Here is a 19,603-nt window from a genome sequence, read left to right on the forward strand (position 1 = left end):
CAAGTCTTCTTTATCAAAATAATTATTTTTGAAGATGCCCGGAAGTTTTCTTTCTGAGAAAACTTCCGGGCTATTTTACTATATATAAGCTCATCTTTTCTATACGATCCATAATGAATCTCTTTACAATTCTGTGAATAACTTGCTAACGTTCTAAAAATCAGCTTTTACTAATTATTATAAGAATTTAGTTATCAACAAATGGTTATAACTTGTTGATAACTATGTGGATAACTATCATAAACTGCAAAATAGTGCTAGATTTTTGCAATCCCCTTCTCCTACGAGAATCTGCATTGTCTATATAAGAAAAGACTTGGCTTAGGCCAAGTCCTCAGACGCAGGCGGAAGCCTTAGTCGTTCTTACTTGGAATCAAGGAAGTGTTATACTTTCTGATTCCGCAAAAAAAACCGCTACATTAGCGGTTCATAAATGAAACTTCTCTTTTAAAACAGTTTTTATCATGCTCTGTGAGTTTAGCCTAAAGGCATTAATTGGTTGCTCTAACCTACTTTGCTCATCTCGGAACTTTTTTTCATATTCAGTTAAAATCTGAGATTCATTATATCCCTGTTCAGATAAATGGAGAATAAAATTTTGGGTTTCCTCTATAGCAAAGATACAATTTTCCCAATAGTTAATTGTATCACTTTCATTCACCAAACCAAAATGAGGTGAGATGATAAATCGCGGTTTTATTTTCTGACATATATGAATTGAATTCATTGCTTGAGAACAACTCGTAATGAAGGCAGGATAAATTTTTCTAGATTTACTCATGTATCCTGTTGATTCACTTGGAAATAGGGTTTCATTATTAACCAAAAATGACAATGAACATTTTGTATGGCCTAATGTTTCTATGACCTTAATGTGTAAGTTACCCAAATCCAGTATATCGCCGTCATAAATGGTATCATCTACCTTCAACATTTTATCATCATACTCTTTTATTGCATCTGAGTCGTAAAATGCTGCAGCTTGTATACTAAGGCCTCTAATTGTTTGCAAAGCATTTGATCTATTTAAAATTCGCTTAGCATACTCTGCTCCAAGTACCCTACTATTAGGCCATTCCTCTTTTAAATAAGGAATAGCACCTATGTGGTCATAATGGGAATGGCTGATAAATATATAATTTAGCGTCATTTTATTTAGTACTTGCTTAATGTTACTAATAAGATTAGGCGCACAGTATGCCATGCCACAATCAATTAGTGCTGTTTTTTCTTCCCCCAGAATTAAAAAAGCATTACCGCCCTTTCCGCCTGTGACATCTACAATTTTATTCATTAATTTATCACCCTTTATTAGTACTAGCCTCATCGAAGGATTGATTTCTAATTCCTGCAATAATCTCTAAAATTACTTCTTTATGATTTTCCGGCGCATAGACGGATCCCCATCCTTTCGTCTTCTGGAATAAACCATCATAAGCTATATCATAGTACGACTTTAAATAATATGCTATACCTTGTTCATCCAAAATGGATTGAAGTAATTGCGCCTCAAATTCATTTTCTACTACTGCAATTTTCAAATACCCACTCATAAGCCACACCTCTTAAGTAGTAGTTTTTATATCCCGTTTATCTAATGATAGAATTAGACATTTTTTATTTTTTCCCACAACTTACTAAACTTGACTTTGTTAAGTATTTCGTGAGTCAAAAATTTACCATTATAAAAGGCACTATAGGTTGTAAAGACAGCCGGGGATTTCTGAGCCTGTTCCCTACTTTCCAGCTTAATGCGGTGTATAGGAATTTGAAATTCCTCACCGATCATATCGAGTTCTCTTTGAACATAGTAATCAACGAAAGGACATTGGTCGGTGTACTGTACGGTTAACCCTGGGTTATGATTAAAGGCTGAACTATTTACGGTATCTTTAAACTTAGGCATTACAGGGTCATCTTGTAGCCGCTTGACTAATAACTCAAAGTAAGGAGCAGCCGCATCGACGACTTCAAAACCCTTTTTCAATAGATAAGCCTTGTCGGAAAGGTATGGCCTCTTTTTTGCACTCGAAATGATAACAATCCCTTTTTTTCCTGCCGAATCAAGTAAACACGAATCCAATAGTTCAGCGCCATATCCTTGGTGCTGATAACGTCCAGCTACCCAAAAACAATTGATGAACATATACCCATCCGCATCAATGGGGCACCAGGCATTTTCAGCAGGTAAATATTCAATGAATACCTTTCCCCGAACGTCAGCTTTCCGGAAAACCAATCCATCCTGAAATCGATTGGTAAGCCACTCTTTTTTTCTTGCTACACCTGCAGCGTTTTTTTTATCTGCAATAGCACAGCAAATATGTTCTTGTTCTAAATTTTCCTTAGTTAAAGTTAAGAAATTCATTGAGTAACCTCCAATTCTTGATAGAGATAAAGGTTCATTTTTTCAAAGGAATATATTAAGATGTAGCATTTGACATATTCCCTATACTAAGACAGGCATCCTGCCAAATTATAAAATTTGCAGGTTGTTGATAAATATTATTTTGACAGCACCATAAGAAAAAGTTAATATAATTATAAAACTACACTTGTAATCCTGAGAGGTGAAATCAATGAAAAATTTGCCACAGATCTCCGATATGGAATGGCAAGTCATGAAGATCTTATGGACCTCTGCACCACTTACTGCTAATGAAGTCATTAACAAATTTGATGGTATTAAGTCCTGGAAGCCTAAGACAATTAAAACACTACTTGGGAGATTGGTAAAGAAAAAAGCAATTGCTTTTAATAAGGATGGCCGTGCATACCTTTATTATCCTCTGGTCGCAGAAGATGAATGTGTAAAAGCGGAAAGTAAATCTTTTTTAGAAAAGGTATTTTCCGGCGCCTTCAATGTTATGTTTGCAAATTTTTTAGAAGAACAAGAATTATCAAAAGAAGATATAGCCGAACTAAAACGTATACTAGATCAAAAGACAAAGTAAAGGAGGACTCTTCATGGGGCTACATTCCTTTATTACTTGGCTACTAGATTCTTCACTTATGGGAAGCATTTTGATAGGATTCATCATCATGCTTCGATTCGTCTTTAAAAATAAGTTAGGCGCTAGTTGGCAGTACCTAATATGGTTTTTTCTGATCTTGAAGTTATTAATTCCTTATGCACCTGAAAGCTCCTTAAGCGTTTTCAACATCTTTAATCAGGCCTTAGTAGGGAATTACTTTGAGACCCAAGGTAATAAGCAGATAGACCGTAATACCGATAACAATTCGCCGCTAATGGGAACCATCACTGAGGATTATTCCCTATCGGTAAACAGGACTTTTCTCAACTCTAGGGATACAATTTTATTTTTGGTCTGGTTGCTTGGAGCACTAAGCCTAACCGCTTATACCATTAGCATTACCACCAAGCTGAAACGTATGATAAAGCACAGCCTCAAAGTAAATGATAGCTGTGTTTTAAAATTGCTTGAGGAATGTAAGCAGACAATAAATATCAAGGTCAATCCAGTGTTAGTTGAATCACCAGTAATCCGAAGCCCGATGGTCGTAGGAGCAACCCAGCCCTATATTATACTGCCGACTGGCACCATAGATAATGTAAGAAAAACTGAGTTACGATTCATTCTGTTACATGAATTGGCCCACCTGCAACGCAGAGATCTTTACATAAATTGGGTTACTTCTTTTCTGCAAATTATCCATTGGTTTAACCCACTAATCTGGTATGCCTTTTATCAAATGCGGCAGGATCGAGAATTAGCCTGTGATGCTTATGTACTTTCCACTCTAAAACCAGGTGAATATAAAAGTTATGGCGCTGCGATTATATCTTTTCTCGAAAGATACTCCTATTCTGCTTACGACTACACGATAGCCGGGTTAGCAAGCGGTAAAAACCATATTAAAAAAAGAGTAGCAATGATCGCCTCGTATAAAAAAGGAACTGTAACCGGGGTTATCTGGAGAATGCTTCTGTTTTTACTGATTGGATGTTTTGTCTTAACTAATGCAAAGGAAACATCTGGTGCATATTCTGCAGGAAAATTGGAGCTAAATCAAAGTATTTCATCTGAAGATTTGAGCAATTATTTTCAAGGTTATGACGGATCCTTCGTATTACTTGACATGGAAAAGAACCACTATCAAATTTTTAATTATGACAATAGCAAAAAGCGCATATCTCCAGATTCAACGTATAAGATTATCAGTTCTTTAATCGGACTTGAGACTGGAGTTCTGACGAATGAAAATACTCCCTTGGAGTGGGATGGGACCATTTATCCCTTCGAACGTTGGAACAAGGATCAGACACTGGCTTCGGCAATTTCCTTTTCTGTGAGCTGGTACTTTCAGAAGGTTGACTCAATGGTGGGTAAAACTAGAATTGAGGACTATTTAAAACAAATTAAATACGGCAACTATGATCTTTCTGGTGACATTAGTGATTTCTGGATTGAATCTTCATTGAAAATCTCCCCTCTAGAACAGGTGGAGATGCTTAAAAAGCTATGTACCTATGACATGCCTTTTTCTCGAAAAAACATAGATATCGTCAAAAAAATCATCAAAGTCTCGGAGCAGGACAAAGTAATTTTATATGGAAAAACTGGCACCGGAATAATAAACGGCAATAGCAGCAACGGATGGTTCGTGGGGTATGTAGAAAGTAACGGTAAAACTTATATCTTTGCAACGAATATTCAAGGAAAAGAGCGAGCTGAAGGTACTCATGCCAAAAATATAACGTTATCTATTCTTAAAGACAAAAACATTCTATAAAGATTTAAAAAAGCGTGCGGGTAATTTACCCCACGCTTTTTTTCCTGCAATCCAGTCTACTCCCCTCCTCCTTTTATAGTTTTGAAAGGCTTGACTATCCCGATTCACTTTTTATAAAAATATCTAGCTAGTATATTGACACCCTATGATTACAAGTGTAATATTTAAACATCGACTACAATTGTAATCCATTAAATTTTAAAATAGTTGTTGCAAACTAAGTTACCTATTCAATTAAAAATAACAAATAGGAAGGATGTTTAAAGTGAAAAAATGGTTTTTAGTATTACTTACCGTTGTTCTTGTTAATTCATGCTTAATGGCTAGCGCACATGCAGCGACTGTAACAGTAAGAGAAGACATTGGAAAATACTTTGAGGGGTTTACCGCTGGAACGTTTGTTATGTATGATGAGGCTAACGATCAGTACATAGTCTTCAACGAACCGCAAAGTGTAAAAGAATTGTCACCTTGTTCCACCTTTAAAATTTATAATTCACTCGCCGGATTGGAAACCGGTGTCTTGGATCAAGAGGATGTATACACTTTATTTAAATGGAATGGAACCCAATATACGTTTCCGAGTTGGAACCATGATCAAACATTGGCGTCTGCTACGAGGGATTCAGTCGTCTGGTACTTCCAAGAACTTGCCACACAGATTGGAACTGAAAGAATGCAGACATTTATTGATAAGATAGAATACGGGAACCGCGACATATCTGGCGGTTTGACCACATTTTGGTTAAGATCTTCATTGCAGATTTCAGCGCGCGAGCAAGTAGATTTATTGCACAGGCTATATTCGAATCAATTACCGGTTTCCCCCCAAAATGTAGCTATCGTGAAAAAGAACATAACTTTGTTAGAGAATGACGATGTGCGGTTCATGGGTAAAACTGGTTCGGGATTACAAGATGATAAATGGATATTAGGGTGGTTTGTCGGTTGTGTTGAAAAACAAGGAAATCGATATTTCTTCGCTACTAATATTCAGGCTCCAGATGGTGCAATCGGCGGAAAGGCCAGAGAGATCACGAAATTAATTTTAAAAGACCTTCGAGTTTTACAGTAGATACTTTCGAGTTACTGTATTTTTTAGAAAGTTGTTTAACCTTTCAAGTAAACTGCTAAATAACTATTGACTTTAACGTAGCGTAAAGCACTATACTAAAACAAGAGATAGCTATCAATAATAAAAATTAAGAGGTGTAAAGTGCTTTCTATCGGAGAATTCTCTAGAATCTGTGGTGTTACAACAAGAACATTGCGACACTATGACACAATTGGTTTGATCAAACCAACCCATATAAATCCAGACACTGGTTATCGTTTTTATGAGGTATCCCAAATTCGCCAACTGTTACTAATTAACCGACTAAAAGGGTATCATTTTTCTCTTGAAGAAATAGCTGCAATGGTTTCCATACACGATAATCATTATATTCTCAACCAAATAACACGCAAAAAAAATGAAATCCAATTAAAAATTGAACACTACAAACTACTGGAAAATCAATTAAAGTTTGATATTTTAAATTTAGAAAGAGGTGTTGATATTATGTCATTTATTGATGATATTGAAGTAACATTAGTTGAAAACAAGCCTCAGCATATTCTGTACAGTAGACAACTTATGAGCGTTCATGATTATTGTAAATACATTGGTAAACTATTTGAACTGGCCCATTCAAATGGAATGCAGTTTGCCGGAGCACCAATGTCAATTTATCATGATAAAGAGTTCGATCCAGCTAATAATGACACAGAAGTCGCTCTTCCTGTTCAGGTACAGAATCAACATACGAGACTACTAGCCGGAGGGCTTTGTGCAACGGCTACATGCAAAGGTGCTTACTCTACTCTTCCAAATAGTTACGCTAAACTTACTGAGTGGATAAATGAGAATGGTTATGACGTTACCTCAGCTCCTTATGAGCAATATGTAAAAGGACCAATGGAATCACAATCTGCAGATGATTTTATTACTCAAATTTATTTTCCTGTAAAGAAACGCTAACTTCTCTTCATAGGAAAAGATCAGATCAATAATGTCTGTTCTTTTTCTATGAAGACATATAGGAATAGCAAAAAACGGTTATGGGCATCTCGAACCCCAGGAAATCAAGGATGGTATTCGAATATTATACGAACATATGAGAAACTAGAAAAGAGTCTTATTTGAAAAATTGTATCACTTATGATACAATAACCACAATTAAATACGCTGGGGAGCTTGTATGGCAGGCTGAGAAAAAGTAACCAAACTTTGACCCAATACCTGATTTGGATAATGCCAACGTAGGAAATTAATCTATAGTGATTTAATGCTATAAATACAAATGGGGTATGCCGTTATTGGTATGTCCCCTTTTTGTTTGAATTCGGAATTTGTTTCCGAAAGGTGGAGGAGGAGCGTCCTGCGCCTTATAAGAAAAGACTTGGCTTTTGCAAGTCCTCGGACGAGGCAGAAGCCTTAGTCGTTCTTACTTGGAATCAAGAAAGTGTTATACTTTCTGATTCCGTAAAAAAACAACTACATAGCGAGGGAGCTCGTGTTTCGAGATGAGAGGAAGCTTTTAAGCTTCGACCGACCTGATATGATGTATGGTTATACAGGGGATGCTATTTAGTTTATACGAGAAATATACCTCAATGACAATATTGCTCCACCTGTATGACGTATTCTGTCACTAAACAGGATTTAAGCATATTCTGCTTAAAAATAAATATTGTTAGCGAGGTATTTTTTATGAACAGAAAATCCGATCTTTTAAAACTGGTCATTCTATCAATGATGGTCGCACTTGGTGTAGTCATTTCACCGATTCTTCGTATTGAAGGAATGTGTCCCATGGCTCATTTTATTAACATTGTATGTGCCGTTTTGCTTGGCCCCTGGTATGCCCTGCTCTGTGCAACACTGATTGGTGTAATCCGTATGATGGTTATGGGAATTCCGGCTTTGGCACTGACTGGTGCAGTTTTTGGGGCCATGTTGTCAGGAGTTTTTTACAGAATTTCTAAGGGAAAATTGATTTATGCGGTGCTAGGAGAAGTTATCGGAACAGGCATAATTGGAGCCATTGTTTCTTACCCGGTTATGACTTTTATCTACGGTAAAACAGGGCTTACATGGCTCTTTTATGTGCCGCTATTTGTTTGCGGAACGCTGATCGGCGGAACGATTGCATACTTTTTTCTTACGTCGCTAAAAAAATCAGGTATGCTTGCAAATTTTCAAAAAAGCTTGGGAGGGAAATTTTATGACCAACCAAATGCTTAATATTACAGATCTCTTAGAAATAAGGCATCAAGTTAAGGCGGAAAAACCGCTGATTCACTGTATAACAAATCACATTTCAATCAATGACTGTGCTAATGCTGTACTTGCCGTTGGCGCAAAACCGATTATGGCAGAACATCCCGGTGAGGTTAGCCAAATCACAGCTGCTTCCAAAGCACTAGCCGTAAATCTCGGAAATATAAATGACACTCGCATGGAATCAATCATGATTTCCGGCAAAATCGCCTTTGAAAAAAGCATTCCTTCTATTATTGATATTGTTGGCGTCGCCTGCAGTGACCTTCGCCTTGATTTTACAAAGAAATTTATTTCAGAATGTCACCCAAATGTCATTAAAGGAAATATGTCAGAATTAAAAGCTCTATGTGATGCAAAAAGCGATGCCAAAGGGATTGATGTGGGCGAAAAAGATGCTATTACAGATGATACGATTGCTAATAGCATTGCCATGCTAAAAACTCTTTCTTCAAAGACTGGTTCTATTGTAATCGCAACAGGAGCTGTTGATATTATAACAGACGCTACTGAAACCTATCTTATTAGAAACGGCTGTGAAATGCTTTCAATGATAACAGGAACAGGTTGTATGCTAAATGTCTTAACTGCAACCTTTATCTCAAATAAAAACATCCTTGGAGGAACGGTTTTGGCGACTGCTTTGATGGGAATATGTGGCGAATTATCCCATAATGTACAAGGGACTGGAAAGTTTAGAACAAAACTGTTAGACTCTATATTCAGCATATCAGATTATATATTGGAACAAAAAATAAGATACACACCAATTAAATGTGGATAATCTAATAGGTATAGATGCAAAAACGGCTATTTGCCCACTAGGAGGCGAATAGCCGTTTTTTTTCACTACATAATTTGCTGTAACTTATGTTAAAAACATCCTGCTTTTTTAGGGTTAATTCTAAAGGATTTATTGTCTATTGCTCTTTGTACTGCTAAGATCCCATCTAAATGATCGTATTCATGCTGAATTAATTCTGACAAATCACCCTCAAGTTCTAAAAAACAATCATTCCATTGCAGATCCTTATAGGATAATTTGCATTTTTTATATCTATTTATCTTTACTTCTAATCCAGGAAAACTCATACAGTCATCCCACACCTCAAACTCTTCTTCCCCAAATTCCAATCTTGGGTTAATTAGAGCATATGATTTATTATCAATATTCATATAAATAATTCTTAGAAATTCTCCAATTTGAGGCGCAGCAATAGCCCTACCAAAACCATGTCTTTCTCTGAAATTTAACATTGTATCTTGTAAATCGTTAACTACCTGCCTTGTATCCATATCCTCGGTAACTTCTCGTGAAACATGATAAAGAGATTCATTTCCTAAGAGTAATATTTCTCGTACAGCCATTTTTAGCAAACTCCATTTTCATTTTAAAATATATTTACAATAAAAGCTCCCGCTATGCCTCCAACTACCACGAATATAAGATTCATTTCCCACCAGGCCATCAGTATTGCTATAATACATCCTACAATTGCTGATTGCAAATTGCCAGCACCAGTTGAACTGAGAGCTCCTGGAAAAATAAGCGCTCCCAATGCAGCATAGGGGATAAATCCCATAAACCCCTTTATGTATCTTGGTAAACAGGCATTTTGTAATAAAACCAGAGGTAACATCCGCGGTATATAAGTAACGATAGCCATCGCCAAAACCAAGTAAACTAGATTCATACTTGCTCATTCCCTTCTGAATAAAAGCTTGCACCTATGGCAGCACTAGCTATCGTTGCAATAATTATCCCCCAACCGTTTGAAAATCCCCAAATCATAGATGCCCAATACATCAAACAGTTTATAACCACAGCCAATAAGGAAACAACTACTACAGGCTTTGATTTTTTAATATGGGGAACTAATAAACCTATAAACATAGCATATAAAGCTATCCCCATACTGGCTTTAACTACCTCAGGCAAACTCGCTGCAAAAAATAGTCCCAGCCAAGTTCCAACATTCCATGAAATAAAAGCTATCGTGTTAATACCTAAAATGAAATACTTAGATAATCCACCTGTGTTTTGCAGCACGCTAATTGTAAAAGTTTCATCTGTAACACCAAAGGATAATATTGCCCTCCATTTTTTTGACACTTCCCCATCAAGCCGTTGTGACAAGGTAGCTGTCATAAGAAAGTGGCGCAGATTTAATAGAAAAGTAGTTATCACAATTTCTCCAAAGGAAGCTCCTAAAACTAATAAATTAACCCCGATAAATTGACTCGCACCCGCATAAATCACTAATGACATTAAAACACTGATATAGGCTGGAATGTCTAGCGACTTTGCTAATAAGCCAAAGGCAACTGCAATCGGTATGTATCCTAGGGCAACAGGCAATCCTGCTTTTACTCCTTCAATGAATCTCATTTTTCTCGTAAGCATATTCCTCTTCTCCCTCCCATTCTACCTCTACTCTTATAGGGGTTAGATCAATAACTACTCTTAAAACATTTAATTTAAAGCGATCCTTTTATTCGGATCGCTTTCCCTCAACAACATATCGTAAATCAGGATTATTCCGCCAAAGTTTATCTAACTGGTCTGGCCCAAAATGGCGAGTAATTGTCTCTATCATAATATCATGTCGAATAAATTCAGTAGCGACTAATACTAATGCAGGATCATGGGTTTTTACAGCCCAAGAATTTGATTTATCTAAGCAATTTGCAATTATGACTTCCTCTTTATCACGCGCTGCTATGGTTAATTTGCCTCCTATACGTTGCTTTACAACTTCAGGAGGCATATAGTCATGATGAAACGTAACCCCTAACTGACAATCCTCATTGTCAAACATAATAGATAATACTTTTACATCCCGTTTCTCAGCTTCTTGCACCTTTTCCGCCAATGATAATCCTTCAGGATTCCATACAGAAAGCCACAATTCTTGTTTTGCTCCATCAATAATGCTTCGCAATTCATCCAATACAGGCTCATAACCGTTAATATGGGAAACTACATTTACCTCTCCAACTTGTTCTAATGAGCCTAATGATTGTTCCAAGAAATCAAACGTAGCATCTATATTTCTGCGTACTCGTTTAAGAAATTCACGTGCTGGCACTGGAGAGTATTTAAAAGGATCAGATGGTATTGTATAAACCGCCCCCCGATCAATTAACTTGTTAATGACCTCGTAAATCATAGAACGTGGAACTCCTGAACGTTTACTAAGTTCATACCCAGTAACAGCAGAATTTTGTAATAGTGCGATATAAGCTTTTGATTCATATTGAGAAAAACCAAGCTTTTGTATTTCCGCCAGTATTTTTTCCATCTTACCCTCTTTTTTAGACGTTATTTATATAACTACTATATTTTATAACTATAAGGTTGTCAAGTTGTTCTAAGTGATTCTCACGCAATTACAATATATAAAAGTCCTGTAAATGCATATTTCATATGATTTACAGGACTTTTAGTATATTTTCTTCACTTATTTGTATCACAGTACCAAATTATATGCCCTCAAAGATTAAATCCTATTACTCGAATAGCTGTTTAACGTTCTTTAATTCTTTATGGATTTCAATACCTTGGGGACAGTGACTTTCACATTTGAGGCATTCAACACACTTGGAAGCGGGAGCTGCGAGTTTCGAATAAATCGCATATCTTTGTTTCGCCGCAGGAGTACCATCAAAAACCGAATGATCATTATATGTTGAGAAGCATCCAGGAATATTTATGCCTGCTGGACATGGCATACAGTACCCACAAGCTGTACAGTTTACTTTTATTCTTTGTTGAAAAATGCTCTTCACTGCATCAATCATTGCCACTTCTTTTGCTGTAAATGAATTTGCTTGTGCTTCCTCAGCTACTTTTATATTTTCGACAACCTGATCCATGGCACTCATACCACTTAATACGACAGATACTTCCGGGTGATTCCATACCCATCGTAGACCCCATTCCGCTGGTGTTCTTTTTACATCCGCCTGATCAATAATCTCTTTTGCTTCCTTAGGAAGATTAACAATGTTACCGCCTCTAAGAGGTTCCATAATAGCAATGCCCAAACCTTTTGTCGCAGCATACTCCAAGCCTTTTTTACCAGCCTGATACTCTTCATCTAAATAATTATACTGAATTTGACAGAATGACCAATCATAATAATCTACGATTTCCTTGAATAGTTCAGCTTGATCATGGAATGAAAATCCAGCATATTTTATTCTTCCGTCTTTGATTGCTTGATCCAAGAATTCGCTAATTCCAGCTTCTTTTAACACAGGCCAAACATCGGCATTCAACGAATGCACTAAATAGAAATCAATGAAATCTGTCTCTAAGCGTTCCAATTGCTCATTTAAGTATTTATCCATATCAGCCCTTGTTTTGATCAACCAACTAGGAAGCTTCGTCGCTAGTTTGACTTTCCCTCTATATCCATCCTTTAAGGCTTTAGCGACAAAGGGTTCACTTTCTCCGCCTTTGGTAAAACCTGTACCATGATAAGGATATGCAGTATCAACATAGTTCACGCCTGAATCAATAGCATACCGAATCATGTTTATTGCTTTTTCCTCATCGATATTCGTGGGATCGCTACCAATAAGGGGCAGTCTCATGCAACCAAATCCTAACACTGAAACCATTTCATTTGTTTTCCCAAGCTTTCTATACAGCAAAATAATCACACCTTTTTTTTATTTTACAACTAATTTATTTTAGCCTTGACCGTATCTATGATATTTATCCTCCTGATAATTACACTTAATACATTTCGATAACTTTCGAATTAATAATAACTCATCTTACTTTTCTTTGTCAAGGTAACCTTACCGTATTATTTCCCAAACAATCTTCTAATATTTTTTCTCCCAAAGTACATTATATCCACCTGGATGATATGTCTTATCAAGTTTAATCCGAATAGTTTCATCTTCACCAGGTATTTTTACACTTATGCTTTTACCAGGTTGAAAAGTCACACCTGGTGTAATCGATATTTCTTTTTTCTTATTTTTGATAGAGTAAGACTGCTCTTCCAGATTGTCTGATTCCCCATGAGTAACAGGTTGTAATGAAGGAGGGCGTTCCATCTTCTCTCCCTGAGAAGATGGCGGAGGAATTAATGTTTGTTTTTCTATCTTTGTGGATTCCTCACTCCTTTCCGTACTTGGCATTGCACTCTCGGCTGCAGGGGGTGATTCTATGGTATTACCTGGTGCTACTTTCTCAGAACCACGATTGCCAATAAAATAAAAACCCAGCAATAGCAATACTACTATCACAAAGTAAATTGCTTTTCTCTTTTTTACCATAATAACCCCCTCCATAACCAACAATGCTTTTATCTAGTTTGCCCGTATTTTCCTGGGGAATCAAAAAGACATTTCTATCTTAAATCAATTCCATCTTTTTTTCTTATATCCACCATACAAAATCATAATGTTTTCTTTGAAAAAACAGCTCCTAATTTTACTCTATTTACCATTAAAATATAAACTCCTTGTTTTATTTTTTAAAATAGATATACTGTATTTTGAGTCCCTAACATATAGAAAACAGTTCTACTGATTCAATCACAGTAATGAAATTTCCACCCTAGCTAAAATAAGCTTTAGCTTTGCTATCGCGTGAAATTAAGGAGGATTCTATGATTGAGGGTATCAGTCACTTAACCTTTATTGTTAAAGACCTTGAGCGTGCAACAGACTTCTTTACATCTATCTTTGGTGCCAAAACTATCTATACAAGCGGGGATAAGATTTTCTCTTTAACCAGAGAAAAGTTTTTTCTGATTAATGATTTATGGATTTGCATAATGGAAGGCGACTCATTATCAGACCGTACATATAACCATGTTGCATTCAAGATAAGCGATGATGAATTCGATGCATATGAATCACGAATACGGGCATTAGGTGTTGATATTAAACCTCCTCGCTCAAGAATCAGCGGTGAAGGACGTTCAATATATTTTTATGATTTTGACAATCACCTCTTTGAACTGCATACCGGCTCACTTTCAGAGAGACTAACAAGATATTCTCTATAAAATCAGTATAAATTCTAATAAAAACAGCTTAAACTTTTAAAGGTTTAAGCTGTTTTTACTGTTACCGTTAGCTTGGATACTATTCCGGGCAAACTCTCAACCTTACAGTTATTTTTCAATCTGAAAAACACCTTGTTTTAAATCTGTCCCTATGACTTTGACCCCTACCTCTACCGTATAATCTACGTCAGGGAATATCCCACTCCACTCATCTTTGATCCCATGCCATTGCTCGGGATATTCTCTATTTAAGGTATTTCCAAAGCCAAAGACATCGGAATGTAGTTCCTTTTGTGCTTTATTTACTGCAAGTCTAATTTCTCCCTCTATTTCATTCTCAGCTTCTTTTCTAACTTCTTCTAAATAATCCAGCATTACTTTAGGATAGGTAATTTTTACTTTAGCCTGCTCTTCAACTAAAATTACATCTACATTTACCTTGATCGCAAAGGAAATTTTTCCGTCCTTAATCTCTGGAGTAATCTTAGCCTTTGAATTTTTAATTTCAAGAGAAATGAGTTTTGCCTGTTCAAGTAAGGATGGAAGAGTAATAACTCCGCTTTGTACTTTCCCGATAATCCAATTCAAGCCTTGTGTCTCTTTTTCATTAAAATATCCAACTAATGCATCTTTTTTGAATACAGCAGTACCTGAAAATCTTATTACCTTTGAAGTTTTTTCTTCTTTTTTTTCTATGGGTTGGTTGGGGACTTCGACAATTTCCAGCACTCCCGCGATTGGATTATTCCCTTCTTGTAAGGCTTTTCTATAATAATCAATAACACTGGAAGCAGTTGATTTATATTGATATTTTTTGTTTTCGATAATATCTTTCAGATAGTTTGCTTGTATCCTATCGATTCCATCTTTAACGCCGATTACTTCGCGAGCAGGAGAATTTTTTGCAATACATAACCAGGTATATCCCCTTAATTGCCTGCCTCTCACCAAGAAATCAAGAATAGGTGTAATATCTTCTTTAGCCAATTCCTCACCAATTACGATTACTTTTGTGTGAGCATAAAAATTTATTCGATCAAACTCCTGAGTTGTATTCCGAATTGCCTCAAAGATTGTTTCTCCTTTAGTAGAAACCAATGCAGCAGGGGCGTCTTTGCCTGGACTTTTCTTGTCTAAGGAACCAGGTCTAATTACTTGAGACGTTAGAATAATCCCACCAGTTTCAGGGTCTTTGTCTATGGCAACGGCTACAACGATCCCGATATGACTAAGCTCTGGTTGACCTTTGCAGCCTGTTAGTAACAATAAACAAAGAAAGATTGAGCAAATTTTTAGCCTCAACGTTTTCTACCTCCGGTTGGTTCTTGACGGACCTGGCTTGGACTGTAGACCTTGTCTTTGTGATTTTTTCCAAGTGATTGATTGAGGTCTTGATTTCATTAGCCACAAAAAAGATCTAACAACTGAATCTTTTAGTTCACTCCAAATTGTTGGCGCAAAGGGAGCCAAAAAAGGAGAACCAAATGAGCGCAATGAACACATATGAGCTAGTATGAAGAAAAAGCCAATCAAAATCCCATATAACCCTAATCCTGTAGCCAAAATTAAAAGAAAGGTCCGCAAATAAAAGGTGACACTAATCAACGAGGGATTAACAAAATCAGTTATTCCCGTAATAGCTACGATAATAATCATTGGGCTACTTACAATTCCAGCATTTACAGCCGCCTCACCAAGTACAAGGGCACCAACAATACTAGTTGCCTGTCCCACAGGTTTTGGCATTCTTACGCCTGCTTCTCTTAAGACCTCAAATACGATTCCCATTAGGAAAACTTCTAAAACAGCAGGAAAAGGTATTCCTTCTCTTGAAGCAGCCGTAGTTATAAGTAAAACTGTTGGAATCATCTCATAGTGAAATACCGTTACAGCAACATATAAAGCCGGAGCAGCTATAGTAATAAAAAGGGATATAATTCTTATTAGTCTCAACAATGTTGCTATAAAAGGACGGGAATAGTAATCTTCAGAAGTTCGTAGACTTTCGATAAATAAATAAGGGACCGTCAGCACAAATGGCGTACCATCACAAAAAATTGCTACTCTTCCTTCTAATAGCTTTGCTGCAACAATATCCGGTTTTTCACTGTTGCCAATAGTAGGAAAGAGACTTGTAGGGTTGTCTTCAATAAGCTGCTCAATAGAGCCTGATTCTAATATGGAATCTATTTGAATTCGCTTTAACCTTTCTTTAACTTCTTGAACTATTTTGGGATCTACGATCCTATCCAAATATGCTATGAAGATAGTTGTATTTGTTTTTCTGCCCACAATCATTTTTTCTAAAACTAGATTTGGATGTTTAATCTTTCTACGAACCAAGGCAATATTAACAGCGATGTTTTCCGTAAATCCTTCGCGAGGCCCTCTTACTACTGTTTCAGTATTAGGATCTTGAACATTCCTCGCTTCAAAGGCTAGTGCGTTAATGAGAAGTACTTTAACATACGTATCAATAAATAAAGCAGTTTTGCCTGCTAAAATTTCATTGATGACGTTCTTCATTGATTGGGATTCATTCAAGTCCGTTATACTTAAAATATTTGTTTTAATACTTTCAAAAGTATTTGCTGACAGACTTCTTATATCACAAACTTCGGCGCTTACATTCTGTGTTAGTGATTTAATAATATGCTGACTAATCATTTCAGTATTAGCTAAACCACTTACATAACAAAGTAATGCTCGTGTTTGCTGTTGATTAGAAATTACAATATTTCTAAAAACTATATCATCACTTTTGCCTAAAATTTCTTTTAGCTTTGCTATATTCGCTTCGATATTCGGGCTAATTTTATATTGATTTCCTTTAACCGCCATTGTTTGTCTTCCGGTACAGTAAAAGCCTTATTGCATATAAACCAAGATTATATAGACAGATGAGGGCAAGAATACATGCACATAACCATCCTCCAACAATAAGAATGCTCGGTACAAAGCCAATTTCTTTCAAGGTATCAAAGGTAATCGTAGCATCTATATTCTCCATTTGAACCTCCATCAAGCTTAGGATAAAATTAGTTTCAAATACATTGCTGCTGTATACTTTGCTTGTGCAACTTGTTCTTCAGAATGATTATTATCAGTAATAAAGACGGACAAACAATTTCCAAAACAGTAAAACCACTATAAAAATAAGAAATGGATATTTTTAGCCCAACCCAGCGGTGAAAGAGAAGGTTTGGGTAATAAACAATGGAAAACCAAGTCCAAAAGACACCAAATAGAGCAATCAGCCACTTCTCATTAATAATTTTAAAAAGTGATTTAACAGCTAATACTCCTCCGTAAAAATGAATCGTCATCTTAAAAAATCCGCCAATAAACTGGACTACAGTCGCAAGAGAATCTAAGTTCGTTAGAATATCTCCTATATTAATCAGTTTAATTACTTCGTAGATAGGAATCGTGGAATTTGTAACAAATGGCACATCTAAAACGGCAACCATAAGGGCCAATACACTTGATAACAATAGCCCAATGGTAATCGTAACAAAAAAAGATGTTTTCCGAATACACTGTTTCTCATTTACATAATGCCAATACATTAAAAACACAACCATTTCCCCAAATGGGAAGTTAACAAGTGCAGGAATGGCTGCTTTTAAAACTGGCGTAATTCCATTACCTAAAACGGGCTGTAATCTAGTTAAATCCACTTGCTCTGAAAAACCAATTAGGACAAATATACTAAGAATAAAAAATATAATCAGTGGAAACATTAGTTCTCCTAGACGAGCTAACACCTCAAAACCGAGAAAAAGAGTGTACATGGCTGTAATCATAAAAACAACAAGAATTACTGACAGTGGGACAGATGGTAGTAATATCATTGAAATTAGTTCGCCAAATTCTCGAAAATTCAAAGTTGAAATCCAAAAAAATTCTAACGCATAAAGTAAAATTATAGGTATAGCAAGCCATTTTCCTAATACAGATATCAGAATCTCTGCTAGATTTTTTTCTGGATAATATTTTTGAATTTCAGTATAAATCCAAATTAATACAAAACCAAAAAACATCGCTAATAAAACAGCAATCCAGGCATCTTGCTTAGCATCAATACCTAATCCAAAAACAGTTGTGCTTCCTATTTCAAATAACATCATAAGACAATACAGTTGCCAATTATTAATTCGCATCTTCATATATCAGCCCTCTATGCTATCATAAATCCTATTATTAATTAGTATTGTTTTACAAAAATACTTTATCTTGTTATTATTTCCTCAATAAGGAAAAATATGCAAAATCTCTCTTGCAGTAAATAGTTATTAACCTAGGGTGAACTATAAAGAGTAAGATGCGCTTATAGCTGGTAAATAAACAAGGTAATTTAGGAATTCTTTTGAAAACGCTCTTAATAAACAGGTGCATCTTCAAGTATTGGAAAGATACTGCAAAATAATTACACATCATAAAAAATAATAAGGGTGTATGTCTCTCAAAATAATTTTGAGACATACACCCTACGAAATTCTACAAGGCTTATTCGGCCTTCCAAGCAGGAAGCTTATCCATCATTGACTTTGCAGCAATATTTGCCGCTTTTACTTCTAATCCCTGGGTTTTGACGATAAAGCTAGTTAAAGAATCTAATTTTTCCTCATAAGATTGCATTATCCCGTCTGGACGAGAACAGTACCGACAGTATTCTTTTTCTGAATCTCCCATAGCAAAATCTTCTGGATTTTTCATAGGCATCCCACATGCAATACATCGTTTCATTCTATTTAGCCTCCTTATATTTGGGGTGGTATTGTTATTAAGCTGATATAATGCTGAAATAATTCCTGCCAGTGTTGCTTTAAGACAGAGCCACTGGAGCAGAATAAGTCACCATTTGTTATGTAATAATGAATTAATCCTATCCAAGTATTATAAATTAGGTGTAAGGGAATTTGACGAATAATACCTTGTTCCATCTCTTTCTCAGCAGCTATACCGATATGAAATGAAATAGTAGATTGGATCATAATATACGTATTGCGAACACTCTCAGGGAGTAGACGTCTTTCGATAACCAGTCTTGTATAAAACGGTTCAAATTCAGTTAAACCTATTATGTGAGCCTCTAAAACTTCAATTAAACTACTATTCGTATCGATCAATTCATGAAGTCTTTGTGCAATTCTAATTCCGAATTCCTCAACTACGGCTAATAATAAGTCTTCCTGTGCTCTAAAGTGTACGAATATAGTTCCGTGTGAAACTTTCGCAATTTTAGCAATATCTGCAGAGCGAGTCGTTGTTATTCCATTTTCACCAAACTGTTGAATTGCTATTTCTATCAAATGTCTTCTAGTTAATTCCTTCTGTTTCTGTCTTTTATTTTCTACCATTCCATCAACTCCATTTCAATGAGTTTAAACTCATTGAGTACAAACTCATTATATTAAAAATGGTGTTTTCTGTCAATCATTAATATATATATCCTAAATAAAAAAGAAAGTTCACCAGATTTTATGTCCGT

General features: G+C 35.9%; 22 protein-coding genes and 1 riboswitch. Of the genes, 7 read left to right on the forward strand and 15 right to left on the reverse strand.

Annotation, left to right across the window (positions count from 1 at the left end; all coding sequences use genetic code 11):
• Window positions 1-427: 427 nt before the first annotated feature.
• From UFO1_RS18120 to UFO1_RS18130, 3 genes are read right to left on the reverse strand one after another with little or no spacing between them, the layout of a single operon-like run.
• Complete coding sequence (locus tag UFO1_RS18120) at window positions 428-1,294, reverse strand: MBL fold metallo-hydrolase (protein WP_038673158.1); 867 nt, start codon at window positions 1,292-1,294, stop codon at window positions 428-430.
• Window positions 1,295-1,301: 7 nt separating this feature from the next.
• Entirely contained in the window at window positions 1,302-1,553 is a 252-nt protein-coding gene (locus UFO1_RS18125) for a hypothetical protein (RefSeq protein WP_038673160.1), read from the reverse strand.
• A 53-nt stretch (window positions 1,554-1,606) separates the two neighbouring features.
• Window positions 1,607-2,368: a YoaP domain-containing protein gene (locus tag UFO1_RS18130; RefSeq protein ID WP_038673162.1), complete on the reverse strand. Its 762-nt coding sequence runs from the start codon at window positions 2,366-2,368 to the stop codon at window positions 1,607-1,609.
• A 211-nt stretch (window positions 2,369-2,579) separates the two neighbouring features.
• Here UFO1_RS18130 and UFO1_RS18135 point away from each other — a divergent pair, with 211 nt between their 5' ends.
• The 6 genes from UFO1_RS18135 (at window position 2,580) to thiM (ending at window position 8,861) form a co-directional block, all read left to right on the forward strand.
• Window positions 2,580-2,954: a BlaI/MecI/CopY family transcriptional regulator gene (locus UFO1_RS18135; RefSeq protein WP_038673164.1), complete on the forward strand. Its 375-nt coding sequence runs from the start codon at window positions 2,580-2,582 to the stop codon at window positions 2,952-2,954.
• A 13-nt stretch (window positions 2,955-2,967) separates the two neighbouring features.
• A complete protein-coding gene (locus tag UFO1_RS18140; RefSeq protein WP_038673165.1) occupies window positions 2,968-4,755 on the forward strand; it encodes a BlaR1 family beta-lactam sensor/signal transducer in 1,788 nt (595 codons plus the stop codon).
• Between the two features lie 256 nt (window positions 4,756-5,011).
• A complete protein-coding gene (locus UFO1_RS18145; protein ID WP_084159863.1) occupies window positions 5,012-5,830 on the forward strand; it encodes a penicillin-binding transpeptidase domain-containing protein in 819 nt (272 codons plus the stop codon).
• Between the two features lie 141 nt (window positions 5,831-5,971).
• Window positions 5,972-6,775, forward strand: a complete 804-nt coding sequence (locus tag UFO1_RS18150) for a MerR family transcriptional regulator (RefSeq protein ID WP_038673170.1) — start codon at window positions 5,972-5,974, stop codon at window positions 6,773-6,775.
• Between the two features lie 198 nt (window positions 6,776-6,973).
• Window positions 6,974-7,080: riboswitch (TPP riboswitch) on the forward strand.
• Between the two features lie 427 nt (window positions 7,081-7,507).
• On the forward strand, window positions 7,508-8,041 hold the full coding sequence (gene thiW, locus UFO1_RS18155; RefSeq protein WP_038673172.1) for an energy coupling factor transporter S component ThiW: 534 nt from the start codon (window positions 7,508-7,510) through the stop codon (window positions 8,039-8,041).
• Window positions 8,022-8,861 (forward strand): hydroxyethylthiazole kinase, encoded by an 840-nt coding sequence (thiM, locus tag UFO1_RS18160; protein ID WP_038673174.1) that lies wholly within the window; start codon window positions 8,022-8,024, stop codon window positions 8,859-8,861. Before thiW ends, thiM begins: the two co-directional genes overlap by 20 nt.
• Before the next feature lie 89 nt (window positions 8,862-8,950).
• On the opposite strand, the gene UFO1_RS18165 is transcribed toward thiM, so the two are convergent.
• The 6 genes from UFO1_RS18165 to UFO1_RS18190 form a co-directional block, all read right to left on the reverse strand.
• On the reverse strand, window positions 8,951-9,445 hold the full coding sequence (locus UFO1_RS18165; protein ID WP_038673176.1) for a peptide deformylase: 495 nt from the start codon (window positions 9,443-9,445) through the stop codon (window positions 8,951-8,953).
• A 23-nt stretch (window positions 9,446-9,468) separates the two neighbouring features.
• Window positions 9,469-9,771, reverse strand: a complete 303-nt coding sequence (locus tag UFO1_RS18170) for an AzlD domain-containing protein (protein WP_038673179.1) — start codon at window positions 9,769-9,771, stop codon at window positions 9,469-9,471.
• On the reverse strand, window positions 9,768-10,481 hold the full coding sequence (locus UFO1_RS18175; protein WP_038673181.1) for an AzlC family ABC transporter permease: 714 nt from the start codon (window positions 10,479-10,481) through the stop codon (window positions 9,768-9,770). The genes UFO1_RS18170 and UFO1_RS18175 overlap by 4 nt, the downstream gene beginning before the upstream one ends.
• Window positions 10,482-10,569: 88 nt before the next feature.
• Window positions 10,570-11,379 carry a TrmB family transcriptional regulator gene (locus tag UFO1_RS18180; RefSeq protein ID WP_038673183.1) on the reverse strand — a complete coding sequence of 270 codons (810 nt, stop codon included), beginning with the start codon at window positions 11,377-11,379 and terminating at the stop codon, window positions 10,570-10,572.
• 208 nt (window positions 11,380-11,587) lie between these two features.
• Window positions 11,588-12,733 carry an aldo/keto reductase gene (locus tag UFO1_RS18185; protein WP_201771097.1) on the reverse strand — a complete coding sequence of 382 codons (1,146 nt, stop codon included), beginning with the start codon at window positions 12,731-12,733 and terminating at the stop codon, window positions 11,588-11,590.
• Between the two features lie 180 nt (window positions 12,734-12,913).
• Window positions 12,914-13,372 carry a hypothetical protein gene (locus UFO1_RS18190; RefSeq protein ID WP_038673187.1) on the reverse strand — a complete coding sequence of 153 codons (459 nt, stop codon included), beginning with the start codon at window positions 13,370-13,372 and terminating at the stop codon, window positions 12,914-12,916.
• 335 nt (window positions 13,373-13,707) lie between these two features.
• On the opposite strand from UFO1_RS18190, the gene fosX reads away from it, so the two are divergent.
• The gene (gene fosX, locus UFO1_RS18195; RefSeq protein WP_038673188.1) at window positions 13,708-14,109 is read left to right on the forward strand and encodes a FosX/FosE/FosI family fosfomycin resistance hydrolase; all 402 of its coding nucleotides are present in this window, start codon (window positions 13,708-13,710) and stop codon (window positions 14,107-14,109) included.
• A gap of 108 nt (window positions 14,110-14,217) precedes the next feature.
• Here fosX and UFO1_RS18200 read toward each other — a convergent pair whose 3' ends face one another.
• The 6 genes from UFO1_RS18200 to UFO1_RS18225 all read right to left on the reverse strand — a co-directional run bounded on the left by UFO1_RS18200 (window position 14,218) and on the right by UFO1_RS18225 (window position 19,472).
• Window positions 14,218-15,411 carry a Ger(x)C family spore germination protein gene (locus UFO1_RS18200; RefSeq protein ID WP_038673190.1) on the reverse strand — a complete coding sequence of 398 codons (1,194 nt, stop codon included), beginning with the start codon at window positions 15,409-15,411 and terminating at the stop codon, window positions 14,218-14,220.
• Between the two features lie 6 nt (window positions 15,412-15,417).
• On the reverse strand, window positions 15,418-16,950 hold the full coding sequence (locus tag UFO1_RS18205; protein ID WP_051789002.1) for a spore germination protein: 1,533 nt from the start codon (window positions 16,948-16,950) through the stop codon (window positions 15,418-15,420).
• Window positions 16,940-17,119: a hypothetical protein gene (locus UFO1_RS18210; protein ID WP_038673192.1), complete on the reverse strand. Its 180-nt coding sequence runs from the start codon at window positions 17,117-17,119 to the stop codon at window positions 16,940-16,942. Before UFO1_RS18210 ends, UFO1_RS18205 begins: the two co-directional genes overlap by 11 nt.
• Window positions 17,120-17,153: 34 nt before the next feature.
• Window positions 17,154-18,278, reverse strand: coding sequence for a GerAB/ArcD/ProY family transporter (locus UFO1_RS18215; RefSeq protein WP_051789003.1), 1,125 nt, complete (start codon window positions 18,276-18,278; stop codon window positions 17,154-17,156).
• 340 nt (window positions 18,279-18,618) lie between these two features.
• Window positions 18,619-18,858, reverse strand: coding sequence for a zinc ribbon domain-containing protein (locus tag UFO1_RS18220; RefSeq protein WP_038673193.1), 240 nt, complete (start codon window positions 18,856-18,858; stop codon window positions 18,619-18,621).
• 14 nt (window positions 18,859-18,872) lie between these two features.
• Window positions 18,873-19,472: a TetR/AcrR family transcriptional regulator gene (locus UFO1_RS18225; RefSeq protein WP_038673195.1), complete on the reverse strand. Its 600-nt coding sequence runs from the start codon at window positions 19,470-19,472 to the stop codon at window positions 18,873-18,875.
• Between the last annotated feature and the right edge of the window lie 131 nt (window positions 19,473-19,603).

Origin of the sequence: Pelosinus sp. UFO1 (assembly GCF_000725345.1) — a bacterium.
In the GTDB taxonomy this organism is placed as follows: Bacteria; Bacillota; Negativicutes; order DSM-13327; family DSM-13327; genus Pelosinus.